At 39.7% G+C, this 16,244-nt stretch carries 16 protein-coding genes and 2 pseudogenes; 10 read left to right on the top strand and 8 right to left on the bottom strand.

Annotated elements, in window-relative coordinates; all coding sequences use genetic code 11:
• Positions 1–227: 227 nt before the first annotated feature.
• Positions 228–437, bottom strand: coding sequence for a hypothetical protein (locus tag MBUR_RS08605; RefSeq protein WP_048063334.1), 210 nt, complete (start codon positions 435–437; stop codon positions 228–230).
• A 156-nt stretch (positions 438–593) separates the two neighbouring features.
• Between MBUR_RS08605 and MBUR_RS13050 the strand changes: the two are divergent.
• Positions 594–1,490 (top strand): annotated as a pseudogene (locus MBUR_RS13050) (transposase); the annotation flags it as partial.
• A 6-nt stretch (positions 1,491–1,496) separates the two neighbouring features.
• Here the strand turns inward: MBUR_RS13050 and MBUR_RS13520 are convergent.
• Positions 1,497–2,179 (bottom strand): IS1 family transposase gene (locus MBUR_RS13520; RefSeq protein ID WP_157196689.1). Its coding sequence is split into 2 segments (ribosomal slippage): positions 1,497–1,856 and positions 1,859–2,179, totalling 681 coding nucleotides; the frame shifts between segments, so codons are not numbered across the junction.
• Positions 2,180–2,225: 46 nt separating this feature from the next.
• Here MBUR_RS13520 and MBUR_RS08585 point away from each other — a divergent pair.
• Complete coding sequence (locus MBUR_RS08585; RefSeq protein ID WP_157196688.1) at positions 2,226–2,585, top strand: hypothetical protein; 360 nt, start codon at positions 2,226–2,228, stop codon at positions 2,583–2,585.
• A 654-nt stretch (positions 2,586–3,239) separates the two neighbouring features.
• Here MBUR_RS08585 and MBUR_RS08580 read toward each other — a convergent pair.
• Positions 3,240–3,992, bottom strand: coding sequence for a helix-turn-helix transcriptional regulator (locus MBUR_RS08580; RefSeq protein WP_083754964.1), 753 nt, complete (start codon positions 3,990–3,992; stop codon positions 3,240–3,242).
• A 110-nt stretch (positions 3,993–4,102) separates the two neighbouring features.
• On the opposite strand from MBUR_RS08580, the pseudogene MBUR_RS13515 reads away from it, so the two are divergent.
• Positions 4,103–5,309, top strand: a pseudogene (locus tag MBUR_RS13515) (ISH3 family transposase).
• Between the two features lie 215 nt (positions 5,310–5,524).
• Here the strand turns inward: MBUR_RS13515 and MBUR_RS08570 are convergent.
• The 4 genes from MBUR_RS08570 to hcp all read right to left on the bottom strand — a co-directional run bounded on the left by MBUR_RS08570 (position 5,525) and on the right by hcp (position 9,112).
• Entirely contained in the window at positions 5,525–5,854 is a 330-nt protein-coding gene (locus tag MBUR_RS08570) for a hypothetical protein (RefSeq protein WP_011499706.1), read from the bottom strand.
• 13 nt (positions 5,855–5,867) lie between these two features.
• Complete coding sequence (locus MBUR_RS08565; RefSeq protein ID WP_011499705.1) at positions 5,868–6,851, bottom strand: radical SAM protein; 984 nt, start codon at positions 6,849–6,851, stop codon at positions 5,868–5,870.
• 93 nt (positions 6,852–6,944) lie between these two features.
• On the bottom strand, positions 6,945–7,265 hold the full coding sequence (locus tag MBUR_RS08560) for a hypothetical protein (RefSeq protein WP_157196687.1): 321 nt from the start codon (positions 7,263–7,265) through the stop codon (positions 6,945–6,947).
• A 158-nt stretch (positions 7,266–7,423) separates the two neighbouring features.
• Complete coding sequence (gene hcp / locus MBUR_RS08555; RefSeq protein WP_011499703.1) at positions 7,424–9,112, bottom strand: hydroxylamine reductase; 1,689 nt, start codon at positions 9,110–9,112, stop codon at positions 7,424–7,426.
• A gap of 216 nt (positions 9,113–9,328) precedes the next feature.
• On the opposite strand from hcp, the gene MBUR_RS08550 reads away from it, so the two are divergent.
• The 3 genes from MBUR_RS08550 to MBUR_RS14160 all read left to right on the top strand — a co-directional run bounded on the left by MBUR_RS08550 (position 9,329) and on the right by MBUR_RS14160 (position 10,744).
• On the top strand, positions 9,329–10,174 hold the full coding sequence (locus tag MBUR_RS08550; protein WP_011499702.1) for a DMT family transporter: 846 nt from the start codon (positions 9,329–9,331) through the stop codon (positions 10,172–10,174).
• Positions 10,175–10,493: 319 nt separating this feature from the next.
• Positions 10,494–10,616, top strand: coding sequence for a hypothetical protein (locus MBUR_RS14575; RefSeq protein ID WP_269479022.1), 123 nt, complete (start codon positions 10,494–10,496; stop codon positions 10,614–10,616).
• Positions 10,604–10,744 (top strand): hypothetical protein, encoded by a 141-nt coding sequence (locus tag MBUR_RS14160; RefSeq protein ID WP_198003729.1) that lies wholly within the window; start codon positions 10,604–10,606, stop codon positions 10,742–10,744. The genes MBUR_RS14575 and MBUR_RS14160 overlap by 13 nt, the downstream gene beginning before the upstream one ends.
• Positions 10,745–11,278: 534 nt before the next feature.
• Here MBUR_RS14160 and MBUR_RS08540 read toward each other — a convergent pair.
• The gene (locus tag MBUR_RS08540) at positions 11,279–12,040 is read right to left on the bottom strand and encodes a winged helix-turn-helix domain-containing protein (RefSeq protein ID WP_011499701.1); all 762 of its coding nucleotides are present in this window, start codon (positions 12,038–12,040) and stop codon (positions 11,279–11,281) included.
• 127 nt (positions 12,041–12,167) lie between these two features.
• Here MBUR_RS08540 and MBUR_RS08535 point away from each other — a divergent pair, with 127 nt between their 5' ends.
• The 4 genes from MBUR_RS08535 to gatB all read left to right on the top strand — a co-directional run bounded on the left by MBUR_RS08535 (position 12,168) and on the right by gatB (position 15,933).
• Entirely contained in the window at positions 12,168–12,572 is a 405-nt protein-coding gene (locus tag MBUR_RS08535) for a pyridoxamine 5'-phosphate oxidase family protein (protein ID WP_011499700.1), read from the top strand.
• Positions 12,573–12,793: 221 nt separating this feature from the next.
• Positions 12,794–13,075, top strand: a complete 282-nt coding sequence (gatC, locus tag MBUR_RS08530) for an Asp-tRNA(Asn)/Glu-tRNA(Gln) amidotransferase subunit GatC (RefSeq protein WP_011499699.1) — start codon at positions 12,794–12,796, stop codon at positions 13,073–13,075.
• Positions 13,076–13,083: 8 nt separating this feature from the next.
• Entirely contained in the window at positions 13,084–14,511 is a 1,428-nt protein-coding gene (gene gatA / locus MBUR_RS08525) for an Asp-tRNA(Asn)/Glu-tRNA(Gln) amidotransferase subunit GatA (protein WP_011499698.1), read from the top strand.
• Positions 14,512–15,933 (top strand): Asp-tRNA(Asn)/Glu-tRNA(Gln) amidotransferase subunit GatB, encoded by a 1,422-nt coding sequence (gatB, locus tag MBUR_RS08520; RefSeq protein WP_011499697.1) that lies wholly within the window; start codon positions 14,512–14,514, stop codon positions 15,931–15,933. It begins immediately after the preceding gene.
• Positions 15,934–16,244 lie beyond the last annotated feature (311 nt).

The raw sequence follows: 16,244 nt of genomic DNA, 5'->3' as shown, positions 1-16,244 counted from the left end.
AACCGGCCATTGTCATGCATTTAGTTTCTTCCAAAGGTTCTGAACACGAATCCAGAAGGGTGAATTCATGAAAGCTCACTGTGGTAAAAAAACAAGTATAAAGGACACTTCTTCAAGATGATGTGTGCAGCAAAGGGGTCTCAAAATAAAAGAAAGCTGTGAACATCGAGCCAAAATGTGAAAATATTTTTGATAAGGCTTTTGTCCACTTGATCAAAATAAAATGGTCATTTCTTGTAAATATCGATCATTTTTTGTTGCTTCAATGTCCTTGTAATGAAGAATGCTACAATTCCTATGGAAACACTTGTCAATAGTACCATTACAAGGTTACCTTCATCCGCAAAATCCAATAATGTGCTGAAAAGGTACACTGTTACGATCAATCCGATTATGACGACGTATGTGGCAGGCTTCTTGTATATTTTTTCTATCATGTTATCCCTTACGTTTGTAACTGATCGGTATTATATTTTATCGTGTCTTCAGTAGTTCCGAATGACCTTAGTTCCGATTAACTGCTCTTTTTAAAAACTGCAAAGCTTATGCTATCCAATTACAATGATTTTACCAAAAACACTTTTTCCAAAAACATGGAATTGTTGTATGTGAACAACAACAATAGCTCCATGAATTTCGAAAACACTGCCAGCTTGCTGGCCGTATCATCAGAACTGTTTAGTAAAAACGATATAATAACCTTGCCATCAAATGTAAAATTTGATTACCAAGATGTTGTCACAGTCATGTTACATGCCGCAACATCCTCTACTAACTCTCTTGAATCGGCAAGTAATGATTTAATCTCTAAAAACTCTACTCAAAAAATACTATCTGCTGATACCATTTTCGAGTATATCAAGTACAATAATGTGGAAGATATTCTTCATAAATTCAGGAATATGAGTTTTGAGATCTACAAAATGATGAAACTTGAAAACACAGTTCAAGACATTGCTATTGATTTTCATGATATTCCATATTATGGCGACAAAAATAGTGCAGGAGTGAGAGGTATAAAACCAAAAAATGGAACTTCATGGGGTCGTTCGTTTTGTACTTTAGACATCATTGGGAAGAATAAACTTACTCTGGATGTAATTGACATAAATGGATTATGCAAAAATTATTCTATCCTTATAGAATCATTGATTGAAAGAGTTGGTAAAATTGGTGTTAAGATTGGCACCGTTTTTATGGATCGAGAATTTTTCAATTTAGATGTGATCTTAGAGTTGGATAATCAAAAAGTGGATTATGTCATCGCTGCAAAATCAAACAAAAGAATCAAACGGATACTTGAAGAACACGAAAAGAAGTATGGGAAATGCTCTAATGTTCTTGAATATCTCTTTCGGAAGAGAGGGCCTACTTTCAATATTGTGGCAATGTATGGCAAAGAGAAAGGGTATGTTTTATTTGCAACAAATAAAAAAGTGTTGTCAAGTGGGGAATTTATAAAGAATGTTCCTGAGGAATATAAAAAAAGGGCATTGTTAACTAAACATAGCTAGCTCTTTATTTCTGTACTTCATCAAAAGAAGAACAGAGTACTTCAGCATTTCAAGACTCTTAGTATAACACTTTGACTTTCTTCTCAATCTTGCCAGAAAGTGCCTGAATATGCTGTTATATCCTTCAACAGTATATGTTTCAGCTTTGGATTGAGTATGAATTTTCTCTGGAAGAAACTCTGCATATGCCCTCCAGTGATCAGTCATCACTTCTCCAATCTCCTTCCCCTTTAACTTTTTCCAGAGCTTTAGTCCTGTTTCCTTCCCCCTGCTACCAAAAGAGCAGTCGATGAACCTTTTTCCATCTCTATCAACAGCAATCCAGATCCAACAATATTTTTTTTGTTCCCGATGTAAGTGTGCATTTCATCTAATTCAACGATCGATATTTCATTTTCGCTCTTTATATCCTCTAATTCACGACCAAACTTCTTTATCCATTTTTGGACAGAAACGTGGCTAACTCCTAATAAACGTCCAATTGAGCGAAATCCTAATCCTTCGAGATAGAGCTGTAAAGCCTGCCGTTTAACAGACATGGGACTAGCAGTTGATTTAATCTCTACTGAATAGCTATACCCACAATCATGGCATTTGTAGCGTTGGCGTCCATCGATTTTACCGTTCTTTTTATGACTTGAGCTCTTGCACCTGGGACAGTTCATGCACAAACATAGGCCCTGATACTATATAAACTCTACTTAAATACCAATGCCAAATAAAGATATATGTCGTTCATCATTATACTTATATAAATTAGTTATTGATGATCCAATTAGTATCTCTTTATTTGCTCCAGTTTTGGATGAAAAAGAACAATCGGAATACACATATGATTGTGCACAATCCATAGTAAACATAAAAGAATGGGTTGAAGCTGGTATTGCAACAGTTTGTCCAATTTCTACTAAATTATGGTATGATGATATTAATATAAAAACAATGATGACTGAACACCTTTCCAACAATAGGGAAGAAGGATCGTACGAGTATAGCTCAGGCACTCGATCAGACATGTATGGCAGAGGAAATTTCGAGTATGGAATATATTTATTGACGGCTATGGTGTAACTCTACTGGAATATTATAACAACCTCTACCTCACATGTGACGAAGACGGGTCCTATTGCCTTGTTTGGCAGCAGACATGATTAAATATATGTTGGTATTATATAATTTAAAAATTACTTGCAGTCTTCTAAGGAATGTTGTCAATTATTTTTAAATACCAATAACTTATAATATCCATATATAGGTCGAAGTAAGATACTATTGGAAAGAATCTAAAAGGGACGTACATGGGAAATTTAACAAAAATCATCGTGGCTTTTATAGTTTCGTATTTAATTATACTTCTAGTTACTCATCCATAACAACTTTTTACTAAAATATAAATGACAGTTAAATAAATTAATAGTCATGGATGATTTAACTGATTTTGCTCTTAACGAAGATTATAAATTTATTTATTTTTAACCATAATTTGGTAATTTGTAAAATACTAAGATATCTCCTGTGTATAAGCTAGCTTGGTATTCCATTTCGTTGTTTTCAGTTAGGGAATATACTGGAATTTCATCTATTGCAGATATTTCTCTTGATGCTAAATGTTTTTTTGTTAAATGAATTCATATTGAACAAAAAGCGTGCTTGCTATCTAAAATTTCATCACCGCAGCTAACATTGTTTAACAAAAAGTAAATATATTTTTAGCACAAACTGTGCTCAAATCAGCTTATTGTATGCCTGATTCTTGTAGTATTCAAATAGCCTCTGCCCCCAGTCAATTGCCATTTGATCAAAACTTAACAATCCATTTGTGATATCATAAATACCTCTTTCTTTTTTGTGCAGACACAAGGATAAACATTTATTAGTCACGATTAGTCCGATATCGATATCGATATTTTTATTAATTACGTTCAATTGGAAATTATCGTAATTTTTCAGTGAATTAATTTTCTCCGCGTAAGGATATTGCTTTATTCTTTCAGCAACATGCGAAGTAACAATAAGATCAATATTCGTCCCCTTACATACTTTTTGTGATACATATTCTACGTAGTCTTCAGTCACAATCGACAATATACCAAACACGTAATCAGCTTCTTGTATTATTTGAAGATTAGTTTTGTATAGGCTAAAAATATCTGTTTTTGTATCATGGATAACCTTGGAATAGTAAAGACATCCGATCTCATTTAACAGCGAAGTTGGAAACGTTTCAAGACAATGGTCTGTCCAAAAAAATTTGTGTTTGTTGATGACTCCCATCATCAGAAAAGAAGCTTCAATGTTGGATGCTACAATCTTTCCTATCTGAGTAAAGCAGTAACCATTTTTCTTTGATTCTACAAACTTATAACATTCTAATTTCCTGATTTTTGGAATTAATGCCTGGGATGTACTACCAGTAATTTCACGCAATTGAGAAAGGTTTTTGATGCCTTCATTTAATGATAAAAGTATTTCTGTCATGACAGTAGTTCCGAATGACCTTAGTTCCGATTAACTGCTCTTTTTTAAAAACTGCAAAGCTTATGCTATCCAATTACAATGATTTTATCAAAAACACTTTTTCTAAAAACATGGAATTGTTCTATGCGATAACAAAAAACAACTCCATGAATTTTGGAAACACTGCCAACTTACTAGCCGTGTCATAAGAATTGTTTAGTAAAAATGATATAATGACCTTGCCATCAAATGTAATATTTGATTGCCAAGATGTTGCCACAGTCATGCTATATGTCGCAACATCCTCTACTAACTCTCTTGAATCGGTAAGTAATGATTTAATATTTAAAAGCTCTACTCAAAAAAATACCATCCGATTATACCATTTTCGAATATATCATGTACAATAATGTGGAAGATATTCTTCATAAATTCAGGAATATGAGTTTTGAGATTTTAAAAATGATGAAATTTGAAAATACAGTTCAAGACATTGCGATTGATTTTCATGATATTCCATATTATGGCGACAAAAATAGTGCAGGAGTGAGAGGTATAAAACCAAAAAATGGAACTTCATGGGGTCGTTCGTTTTGTACTTTAGACATCATTGGGAAGAATAAACTTACTCTGGATGTAATTGACATAAATGGATTATGCAAAAATCATTCTATCCTTATAGAATCATTGATTGAAAGAGTTGGTAAAATTGGGGTTAAGATTGGCACCGTTTTTATGGATCGAGAATTTTTCAATTTAGATGTGACTTCTGAGTTGGATAATCAAAAAGTGGATTATGTCATCGCTGCAAAATCAAACAAAAGGATCAAACGGATACTTGAAGAACACGAAAAGAAGTATGGGAAATGCTCTAATGTTCTTGAATATCAATTTCGGAAGAGAGGGCCTACTTTCAATATTGTGGCAATGTATGGCAAAGAGAAAGGGTATGTTTTATTTGCAACAAATAAAAAAGTGTTGTCAAGTGGGGAATTTATAAAGAATGTTCCTGAGGAATATAAAAAAAGATGGAACATAGAAACGGGATATAGGGTGAAAAACGACTTCAAAATACGTACATGTACAGTATCGCCTGTAGCAAGAGCACTGTTCTTTGTGATTCAATGTATAATGTACAACATTTTGAATATGCTAAAATCTGTTCTAAAAATTACAGCATACGAACTAAAATCATCAATTAATGAAGAAATAATCAAAATTTTGAGATATGGATTTAAATCATTGAGTAGAGTTTCAGTTCAATTATTTTTGGATTGTTTTAAGACATATAATAGAGAGCAAAAACGAGTGCTACGTAAACGATTAATGAAAATATAACCAGAATAGAACAGGTAAAATTGAGAAAATTGGTTAGCGTAAGCTATATAAAATTAAATGCACATGTGAAAAATAAGGGCAATGTTTATGCATAATTTTGAATGGATCAGGTACATGTGAGTGGTATGTGCATTATTTTTAAAAATAAATTTGGACAAAAGGAAGAAAGGTGGATACGTTCATTCGGAACTACACCTAATCGGAACTACTGGTCTTCAACCATCAGGATGTTCTTCTATGGGACTTCTTTTGAGCACTCCGTTGATATATTCTATTTTCCGTATTCTCTCAACGGTCATAAGGTTGAATATTTGCTCGATGTCTTCAGGATATGAGTCATCTGCATACATGGGATGATATGGCTGCAGGTCCTGTTGCGCAACATAGAACATGTTATTTGCAAAAATGACGATGTATCGAAGGTCATACTTCTTGAATGTGCTAACGATGCTCTCCATTGAAATTGGAGGGTTTGCAAATTCAAGGTCCTTCTCGGTCATTTCTATGGATGCTTCGAATGTGGCATCGTTTTGCTCAGTTGTCATGACATTCTTTAAGTTATTCTTCTACGAAATCACTGTGTGGATTCAGGTCACAGCCTGTACATGGCAGGCACATTGTTTTGAAAGTGTCAGCACGGAGTCCGTATTCGTCCAGTACCTCACGAAGCAGCTTTGTAAGCTTGAGCAACCTTTCCTTTGAAGGTCTTTCTATGAACACTTCTCCCTCACGCAATGGATGTTTGCTCGCAGGTCTCAATATGGGCACAACTCCAATTGCGGTCAGTTCACGTATTCCTCTTTCGACACTTTCATCGGTTTCCCCAAGACCAATTATGAAATTCGCACAGACCTTGTTCTTGCCGAACATTTCAACAGCTTCTCTTAGTGCATCCAGTATCGGTTCAAGGTCCTGGTCTCCGCAGACCTCCCTGTAGATCGGTCTGTCCATTGTTTCGACATTATATTTTATTTCGTCCACGCCGGCAGCTTTCAATCTTTTGTTAGAATCCGGGGTCGCATAAATGGCAACACCTATGGGCACATTGTAATGCTTCACGGCATCAATGACTTCCAGTGCTCTGTCAAGTTCCTTTTCCGTGGATTCATCCACGCCGGATGTTATCGAAATAGCTTTCATTTTACCGCTGGCATTTGCTTTCCCGATAAGCTCTGTAATCTCTTCTATTGTCTTCACTTTGCCGTTAAGCTTAGGGACCGGACAGAACTTACAATCGTAGATGCACTTCTCTGTCATATTGATATATGCCTGGTCAGGGCAGTGAATAAGCTCATCTTCTATCTGGCCTCTTGCAAGCTCCTTTCCATCTTTCAATATGACTATATCATTTCCTTCTTCAGTCGCTTTGAGTGGAGACTCCTTGTTCAAAGCCAGCCTGACCCTCTGGTTGCCTGAACGGAAGAAAAAAGCGGTCTTCCCTGCTCCGGGACCGGCAGTCGGTACTGTTATCTTACCCAGAAGGGATTGTTCTATGTCAAGGCTTCCAATAGCAAGGAGTTCAGCTTTTATTTCAGGTTTCATCGTTGATCGCCATGTTCTTTTGTTTTTATGCTTCGCTGGCTATTGCCACCGGGATATATCAGTTTTTCGAAAGCTATCATCAATTGAAGCATTTCACTTTTTGTAGATGTTATACATACCTATTATGAATACAGTAATTCCTACCGCCCAGAAAAGACCTTTGATGCTCAGGGCAACAAATGTAATGGTCAAGGCAACAACTGTGATCATAAAGCCTGCCATGATTTGGGTGTGGTTGTTGTCCGTAGCACTATCTAGATCAACTTTTCCTACTTTGATAATATACGCTGTTGTAAAGAAAGCCAGTGCTGTTGCCAGATATTGCAGGCCATTGTAGTAATTATAGTCTAACAGTACCATTGCAGTCCCGATCATCGTGAACAGTGTGGCTGTAATAAGAAGTAGTATCATCATATTTTTGTTGTAATTGGTCAAGTTGAACATTTTCTCACATTAATAATGTGGTCGATGTTGGTATAAAAGAATTAGTGAAACTTTTTGATATCATATAAAAATAAAAAAAGAAGTAATGGGTGGATATAATGAATGGGGGTTGAAAAGGAAGAAAAGGCTTAGAGTAGCCTCGTCAGATCCTCTTCAACGGTTGTGTTGGGTGCAATGTTAAAGTTCTCAACGAGTACATTGAGTACATTCGGGGACACAAATGCCGGCAGTGTCGGTCCAAGTGTTATGTTCTTGACACCGAGGTGGAGCAGTGCAAGCAGGACAAGTACTGCTTTTTGTTCATACCATGCGATGTTGTATGATACTGGCAGGTCATTTATGTCCTCAAGGCCGAAAGCTTCGGCAAGCTTCTGTGCAATGACCACAAGGGAATACGAGTCATTACACTGTCCTGCATCCAGGACCCTTGGGATCCCATCGATGTCACCAAGGTTCAGTTTATTGTAACGGTATTTTGCACAACCTGCTGTCAGGATGACCGCACTCTCAGGAAGGGCTTCTGCAAATTTGGTGTAGTAATCCCTTTCCTTATGCCTTCCGTCACAGCCTGCCATGACGATAAAGCGTGTGATCTTTCCGGCCTTTACAGCTTCGATGACCTTATCAGCTACGGAGAGAACAGCAGCATGTGCGAATCCGCCAACTATTGTGCCGTCTTCAAGTTGTTTTGGGGGCTGGCATGCAATTGCCTGTTCTACTATGGCGGAGAAGTCCTTTGTGCCATCCTCTTTAGCATCGATGTGTTTGACCCCATCGAAACCGACTACGCTTGTGGTGTAGACTCTGTTGATGTAACTGTTTTTTGGAGGGACAAGACAGTTTGTTGTCATGAGTATAGGACCATTGAACGTTTCGAATTCGTTCTTCTGGTTCCACCATGAACCGCCATAGTTTCCGACAAAGTGGTCATATTTCTTGAATGCTGGATAGTAGTTTGCAGGAAGCATTTCGCCGTGGGTATAAACATCGACACCAGTGCCTTCGGTCCGTTTGAGCAACTGTTCCATGTCCTTAAGGTCATGTCCACTAATGAGGATACCCGGATTGTCCCTTGTGCCCAGGAAAACTTCCGTTGGTTCAGGATTGCCATAGGTGGACGTATTTGCCTTGTCAAGAAGCGCCATTACATTGACACCATATTTTCCACATTCGAGGACAAGTCCTACTAGATCATCAACACTCAGGCTGTCATCAAGGGTTGAAGCAAGTGCCTTTTCGGCGAACTCGGATAGTGTCTCATCGGTGTATCCAAGAACTTCTGCATGGTGTGCATATGCAGCCAGACCTTTCAAACCGTAGACCAGCAGCTCTCTGAGGGATCTGATGTCTTCGTTCTGGGTATTAAGAACTCCTACGCTTGCTGTCTTCAATGCTTCAGTATTGATTATTGCAGCTTCCGGGATGGTGAACCTTGTCTCAGGATGGCTTACTCCAAGGGTTGTTTTTACCTTTTCACCGAAGGACATGTCCTTTGTTTTTCCAAGGTTGATTTTCCTTGTTGTGAGGTTCTTTTTGATGCTCTCTCTCAGTGAGATGCCTTCATTGATGAACTTATTAAAGTCACTTGAACTGAAATTAGTGTTAGTGACAGTTGAGAATAGTGCTTTCATGAGGAAGCTATCGACATTTTTGTCTTTTATCCCATTCTCCCTTGCTTTCTGATTATAATATGCGATCCCCTTGAGGATGTATGTAAGTTGGTCCTGAAGGTCTGCAACATTCGCTGTCTTTCCGCATGCTCCGGCTTTGGTACAGGATTGTCCGTTAATAGTTTCTTCACATTGATAGCAATACATTTTTTTTCTCTCCTTTTTAGTGCATCAGTTAAGTATCATTAGGATATTAGATACATTAATGATACTGATATATATAGAGCCAGTTTCTTTGTTGATACCTGCTGTCAATGAACAATGTCCTGGCATCGATTCTTAATATTTCTCTTGTGATAATCTATTTATAGAAATGAGGGAATCTAGCCGGAAACCCCCTATACTTTATCAGGAGTTACTAAAATGATCCCAGCTGAGTTCCTTGTCATTCTCTTAGGTCTTGCTTCAGCTGCAGTATGGGGTGCAGCTGATTTCGGAGGTGGCTTTGCTTCAAAGCGTACCAATGAGTATTATGTCGTCATTCTAATGCAGGCTGTAGGTCTGATCCTGCTTCCAATACTGGCTATCGTTTTCTCCGAACAGTTTCCACAGGGTGGTGGCATCTTCTGGGGCTTTGTTGCAGGTGTGGCGGGAAGCCTTGGTCTTGTCGTTTTGTACCGTGCTCTTTCGCAGGGGAAAATGGGTGTGGTCGCTCCTGTCTCTGCAATTGTTACGGTAGCTTTGCCGGTGATATATGGTGCTCTTAAGGAAGGGTTGCCGTCGGTCTATCAGATGACAGGGTTTGTCGTAGCACTTGTGGCAATGTGGTTGATAAGCAGCAGTGATGATAATGGCGATATAAGGAGACAGGATATTGTGCTGCCTCTGTTGGCAGGGGTAGGGTTTGGCATCTTCTTTATTTCTGTTGATATGTTCAGTGAAGATGCTGTGTTCTGGCCTCTTACGGTCGCTAAGGCGTCTTCTGTCATAACTATCCTGCTGATCGCAATCCTTACTGGATCAAAGAACATCCCTGTTCGTGGAGCTCTTCCGCTGATCATCCTTGCAGGAATATTCGATGCAGGAGGAAATCTTTTCTTTGCACTTGCTTCTCAGGTCGGAAGGGTTGATATTGCCACTGTCGTTGCATCTCTTTATCCTGCAAGTACTGTGTTGCTCGCATGGATATTTCTGAAAGAAAGACTTGCTTTGAATCAATGGATGGGTGTTGTTCTGGCTCTTGTGGCTGTAGTCTTTATCTCTTTGTAAGTGGCTGATTATATTGCACAGCATATTATCTTTTCAGATAACAAAAGTTATCCTTTTACAATACTATTTATATTGAGATAGCTAACTTAGTTTTAAGGTTAGTTTGGGACTATGTGGAAACTTACGAAGTGTAAATCCATACATTCCCTGCTTTTTAGGTTTTCCTGTACTGCTTTTAAAAGCAGTGGGGATGAAATTCAGTATTTGGAGGGTAATAATATGGTTGAGAAATGTGAAAATCTTTTGAACAATGTCTTGCTGTATAGTCCACAAAAGGGAATTGATCCTGCGGTTGTCTTCTCTTCTGTAGTGAAAGAGAATGGCAGCATCAAAAGAAATCGATTATATCGCATTTATTCCGGGCATGGCTACAACCGGCCCAATTAAGGAGTATTGCAAAATGAGGAGGTTTGAAAAGATGGTGATTACATGGAAGATATGACCTTGCTATATTTACAGCCGGTCGAGAATAGTGATTCTGCACTGGCGTTTTCTATAAATGTAAGTGCAGATGGAAAAATAGACCACAGTCGTCTTTTTAAAATAGATAAGGCGCAGGACATGCTGTGATCGATATCTTATTACAGTTCATCCTGTGAATCCATCCGTTCTGGAAATTTCCGGAATGGATTTTTTTTATTTGTCCTTATTTCACAATACTGTCATGCTTTTGCTATGCGCCTGCCTTGGAGCAGATCTGTATTAAGGAGGCTTTTCTGCAGTATCCTCAACTTCCACAAAAGAAAGTTTAATGGTTCCCCATATGGAATCCACAAGTTCTAGTTTGAAGTTCGATGTTCTCATAACAAATCCCACCTTTTCTTTTCCTTCCTAATTAACAATCAGTCATTCTCCTACTTATATATTATCTAATCAATGATTTGGTGCGTATGCTCATAATATTAATTGTACTTCATGTACTCGATTTTTAAAAGATACAACATTTGATTGATCTCAAAAAAGTAACTTAAAAGGGAAAATTTGTCGGGTCAGTGATAGATAACTGTTGAAAATAGGGCATGATTATCAAATTTTCTTCCTTTCTTTTCTATTTGTGATGTCTGCCCTGACTCCAGATCATCTTTCTGGTAGATAGCCAAAGTATCATATTTTGCTATAGTTTAGCCCTAGTTTTCCCACAAGTTCAGCTATTGAATTGAGTGCTTCATAACCCTGTACACTTATCTGGTATTCGCCCCGTTCGCTACGCTGCCTGATCATCCCTCTGTTCTGCAGTTTTTCCAGATGGAAAAGAAGATTTCCTCCTCGAAGTTCTGTAAGTTTTGAAAGTTCGGTGAACGATCTTCCTTCTTCGTACAATGCTTTTAAGATTTGGACACGCACTGAGCTGCTTAACGGATCCCCTATTAAGCTGGATACATCCTCAACATGAAGGTTCTGTACCTGTGACCGTGTGTCGCTTTCGCTCTGGTAGACACCTATTGTATGCAACAGCCCTACCTGTTGATTGAAATATCCTTCAACCTGTTGCAAACAGTTGGAGCAGTTCTCGGTTCCTTCATGCTTCTTGATTTCATCAAAATTGCTGCGCATCTTTGAGATATTTTCTTCAGAGACCTGACCGTTTCTGGCATAGTTCACTAATTGCTCAAAAAAGCTAACGAACACCGGTTCACATTTCACCCATCCGGGGCATTCCTTCGCTTCGTTCCCAATGAGGCTAAAGGCGTTCTCCAAAGACCCATTAATAAAATCTACAGCAAACTGATTCCTGAATTCATTGAATAATGAATTGGTCTGGTTCCTGGTAACTTCGTTCCTGAATCGATCAAGTTCTGAACGAAGACCGGTAATTTCCTCACGCAACAAGGAAATATCTTCTGATATCACTTTTTGTTTGCTCATAATACCATGATCTCTTGGGGTTTTGATTATTTTCTGGTTATAAATGTGTATCTGAATTCATGTTTGTATACTTTTATAACAGTTTACTATATTTGCATGCACGTATTATGTATCTGCGGTGATCAAAATGGTAACACTTACAGAAGATATGAAAGCCGCATTCAACACAATACAGGTATTTCCTGTTGCTACTGCCTCTAAAGGTGGGATTCCAAACGTAGTTCCAATTGGATTCGTCTCATTGATTGATGACAGTACCATATGGATTGCAGATAATTTCATGCAAAAGACACTATTAAATATTATAGAGAATCCAAAGGTTTCCATTTATATCTGGGGACCCAAAACAAATGGCTCTTTTCAGATCAAAGGTGATGTCGAGTTAAAAACAAGTGGGCCTGAATTTGAAAAGATGCAGGAAATAGTTCATTCTAAGATGGCACAGGCTCCTGCAAAAAGTCTTTTCATCATGAAGATAACCGATGTTTATGACTGTTCACCTGGCCCGGATGCAGGGAATAAATTGCTTTAAATCTAATATCTATCTCCACAAAGGATCAGTCTTTTCATGAAATGCTATATTTTATCCATGTGGAGTTTCCTTCTTTTTTGATCTGCCTTTTACTGATTTTCACAAATCATTATTATTCATCTATTCGGCCAACCCAACATATTAATATTAAGTACTTGATTTCTATCAGTCATATTAGAATACACTATGTTTTATTATTCCAATTATCTGAGGAATTCCTTATGATCACAAAAGATGAGGTAGAACACGTAGGATGGCTTGCCCGCATCGAGATAGGTGCTGCAGAGGCAGAAGATTACGCTGTGAAGTTAAGTTCTGTATTAGATTATTTTGGTCAGCTTGACGAAGTGGACACTGAAGGTGTCGAACCTACATACCATGTGGCAGACATCATGAATGTATTCAGGGAGGATGTTGTCAAACCGTCACTTGACCAGAAAGATGTGCTGGCGAACACTGCTGAAGAAAAGGACGGCTACATAAAAGCGCCGAGGATCATTTGAGGTGGAGAATGACTAAATGGTTAAGCATTTCTGATGTTAAAGAGAAAATTGCTGCGACCTCCGCAGAAGAAGTGACCGCTTCATACCTTGAGCTCATCGATAAAAGTAGTATCAATGGATATACTTGTACCTCGGATGGTGCACTGGATACTGCAAAGATGGTCGATAAAGGTGAAGTCGCTGGTCCTCTTGCCGGGGTTCCTATTGCTATCAAGGATAACATTTCTACAAAAGGGCTTGCAACAACGTGCAGTTCGAAGATACTGGAAGGTTATGTTCCTCCTTATGATGCACATGTTATCGAGAGATTGAAAGAAGCTGGTGCGGTCATCATAGGCAAGACGAACATGGATGAGTTTGCCATGGGTACATCTACCGAGTCAAGCTGCTATGGTGTCACTCTTAATCCATGGGACCATGAGAGAGTTCCTGGGGGTTCTTCAGGTGGCAGTGCCGCAGTGGTTGCAGCAGGTGAAGCTCCTATATCACTTGGTTCCGATACTGGCGGTTCTGTAAGATGTCCGGCTGCTTTTTGTGGTGTCGTGGGTCTTAAACCGACCTATGGTGCAGTTTCTCGTTATGGTCTGATCTCGTATGCTAATTCCCTCGAACAGATAGGTCCCATGGCGACCTGTGTGGAGGATATCGCAGCCGTTATGGATGTTATTGGCGGGTATGATGCTCGTGACAGCACTTCCATTGACAAAAAGATCGATCATCAGGCTGCACTGATCGATGATGTAAAAGGTCTTAAGATCGGAGTGCCGGATGAATATTTCGGTGAAGGCGTTGACAGTGGTACTGAGAATGCTGTGTGGGATGCGATCAACAAGTATGAGGAAATGGACGCTTCCTGGGAGAAGGTCTCTATGCCGAACACGAAGTACGCCCTTGCAGCTTACTATACCATAGCAATGAGCGAAGCTTCATCAAATCTTGCACGTTTCGATGGTACTCGCTACGGTCCGAGGAACGATGGTGAGAACTGGCATGTTATGGCATCAAAGACACGAGCAGAGAACTTTGGCAAAGAGGTGCAGCGCAGGATACTTCTTGGAACGTATGCATTATCTGCCGGGTATCAGGATAAGTATTACCTTAAGGCATTGCAAGTGCGAACACTTGTAAAACAGGACTTTGACAGGGCATTTGCAAATTTCGATGTTCTAATGGCTCCAACGATGCCATTGCCTGCATTCAAGATCGGTGAGATGGTTGAGGACCCATTGTCCCAATACCTGATCGATGTGAACACTGTTCCGATGAACCTTGCCGGAGTTCCATGTATCTCGGTTCCATGTGGTTCTTCTGATGGTCTGCCTGTAGGTTTGCAGATCATAGGAAATCATTTCGATGAGGCAGCCCTTATCCGTGCAGCATATTCTTTCGAGAAAAATACCGATCATCATAAAGCACGACCGGGGGAGGTGGCTTAAATGGTATATGAAAATCCTGATGGTGTTATGGTAGGACTGGAGGTCCATGTTCAGTTGAACAATCTCAATACCAAGATGTTCTGTGGCTGTTCCACACAATATCATGATTCTGAGCCGAACACACATGTCTGTCCGGTCTGTATGGGACTTCCCGGAGCACTTCCTGTTATCAACAAGAGAGCGGTTGAATCTGCTATTAAGATAGGTATGGCCCTTAATTGTGAAGTTGTGGAACAGACCCAGTTCCACAGGAAGAACTATTATTATCCTGATCTTCCAAAAGGTTTCCAGACGACCCAGTATGATTTCCCTATCGTCGGTAATGGCAAGGTCGTTATCGAGGGCGAGGATGGGGAGCATGTGGTAAGGATCACTCGCGCACATATGGAAGAAGATCCTGGTAAGCTCGTGCATATAGGCAGTATTGATAAATCAAAGGGAACTCTAATTGATTACAATCGTTCAGGAATGGCTCTTATCGAGATAGTTTCTGAGCCGGATATGAGAAGTCCGAAGGAAGCACGCAGATACCTCGATAAGTTGAGGAATATCCTTGACTATCTTGATGTGTTCAATGGCGATCTCGAAGGTTCCATGAGAGTGGATGCCAATGTTTCCGTCATGGGTGGCCAGAGGGCAGAGGTCAAGAACATCTCATCCCACAAGGGTGCAGAGCGTGCTATCCTCTATGAGATCATGCGACAGAAGAACCTCTTAAGACGGGGTGGTGAGGTCGTTATGGAAACCCGTCACTTCGATGAGGCAAGGGGAGTTACTATCTCTATGAGGACCAAGGAAGGCGAACATGACTATCGCTATTTCCCTGAACCTGACCTCGTTCCAATGAGAGTTTCTGACTGGGCTCCTGCTATCCGTGAGGAATTGCCTGAACTGCCTGATGCAAAACGTGCCAGGCTGATCTCAGAGTACGATATTACCGAGATGCACGCAAAGGCACTGACATCTGATATTCGCGTGGCGGATTTCTATGAGGTGGTTGCAGCGGCTGTGGAGCCTCGTGTGGCAGGTACCTGGGTTGCCGATGTGCTTAAAGGTGAGCTGAATTACAGGGATCTGAGTGTTGATTCTTTCACAACTGACGATATTATTCAGATCATCAAGCTCGTGGTCGAGGATAAGGTCACAGAGCAGAGTGCAGTTGATGTCATAAGGACTATCCTTGATGATGGCGGTACTCCAATGGAGGTTGTTACTGAAAAGGGTCTGCTTAAGGTGAAAGGTGATGTCGTAACAGAGGCCGTTTCCGAAACGATCGCTGAGAACGAAGCTGCTGTTCAGGATTATCTTGGTGGGGCGGAAAAATCTCTCAATTTCCTTGTTGGGCAGGTCATGAAAAAGACGAAAGGACGTGCAGATGCACGTCAGGCACGCGAGTTACTTGTCGCGGCACTCAAAAGTTAAGACCTGATGGTCCTTTCTTTTCTTTTTTGATAGTTTTTTAATTAGTTTGTCTCAACAGTTAATAACAATGTGAAATATATTTGTACATTCTGTAAATTTGAAGTAAGTATTAATATGATGGAGTCAGACTTAGTATTACCATATCATTAGTGATATGGGGAGGCAGTAGATTAGATGGTGATATGCGCATTGGGTGTAAGATCCCATTACCATGCAAGGTATCATCGCAATCGCTTTCAGAGTGACTTTGGGGAGTCGTCTATTGGGGAAGTTGCTTTCACTCCGGTCTGCCGGAGTCTGTTCGCTGCCAT

The organism is Methanococcoides burtonii DSM 6242, from assembly GCF_000013725.1.
GTDB classification, from domain to species: Archaea; Halobacteriota; Methanosarcinia; order Methanosarcinales; family Methanosarcinaceae; genus Methanococcoides; species Methanococcoides burtonii.
Note: the sequence above shows the minus strand (reverse complement) of the source record. Positions and strands in the feature narration are given on the sequence as shown.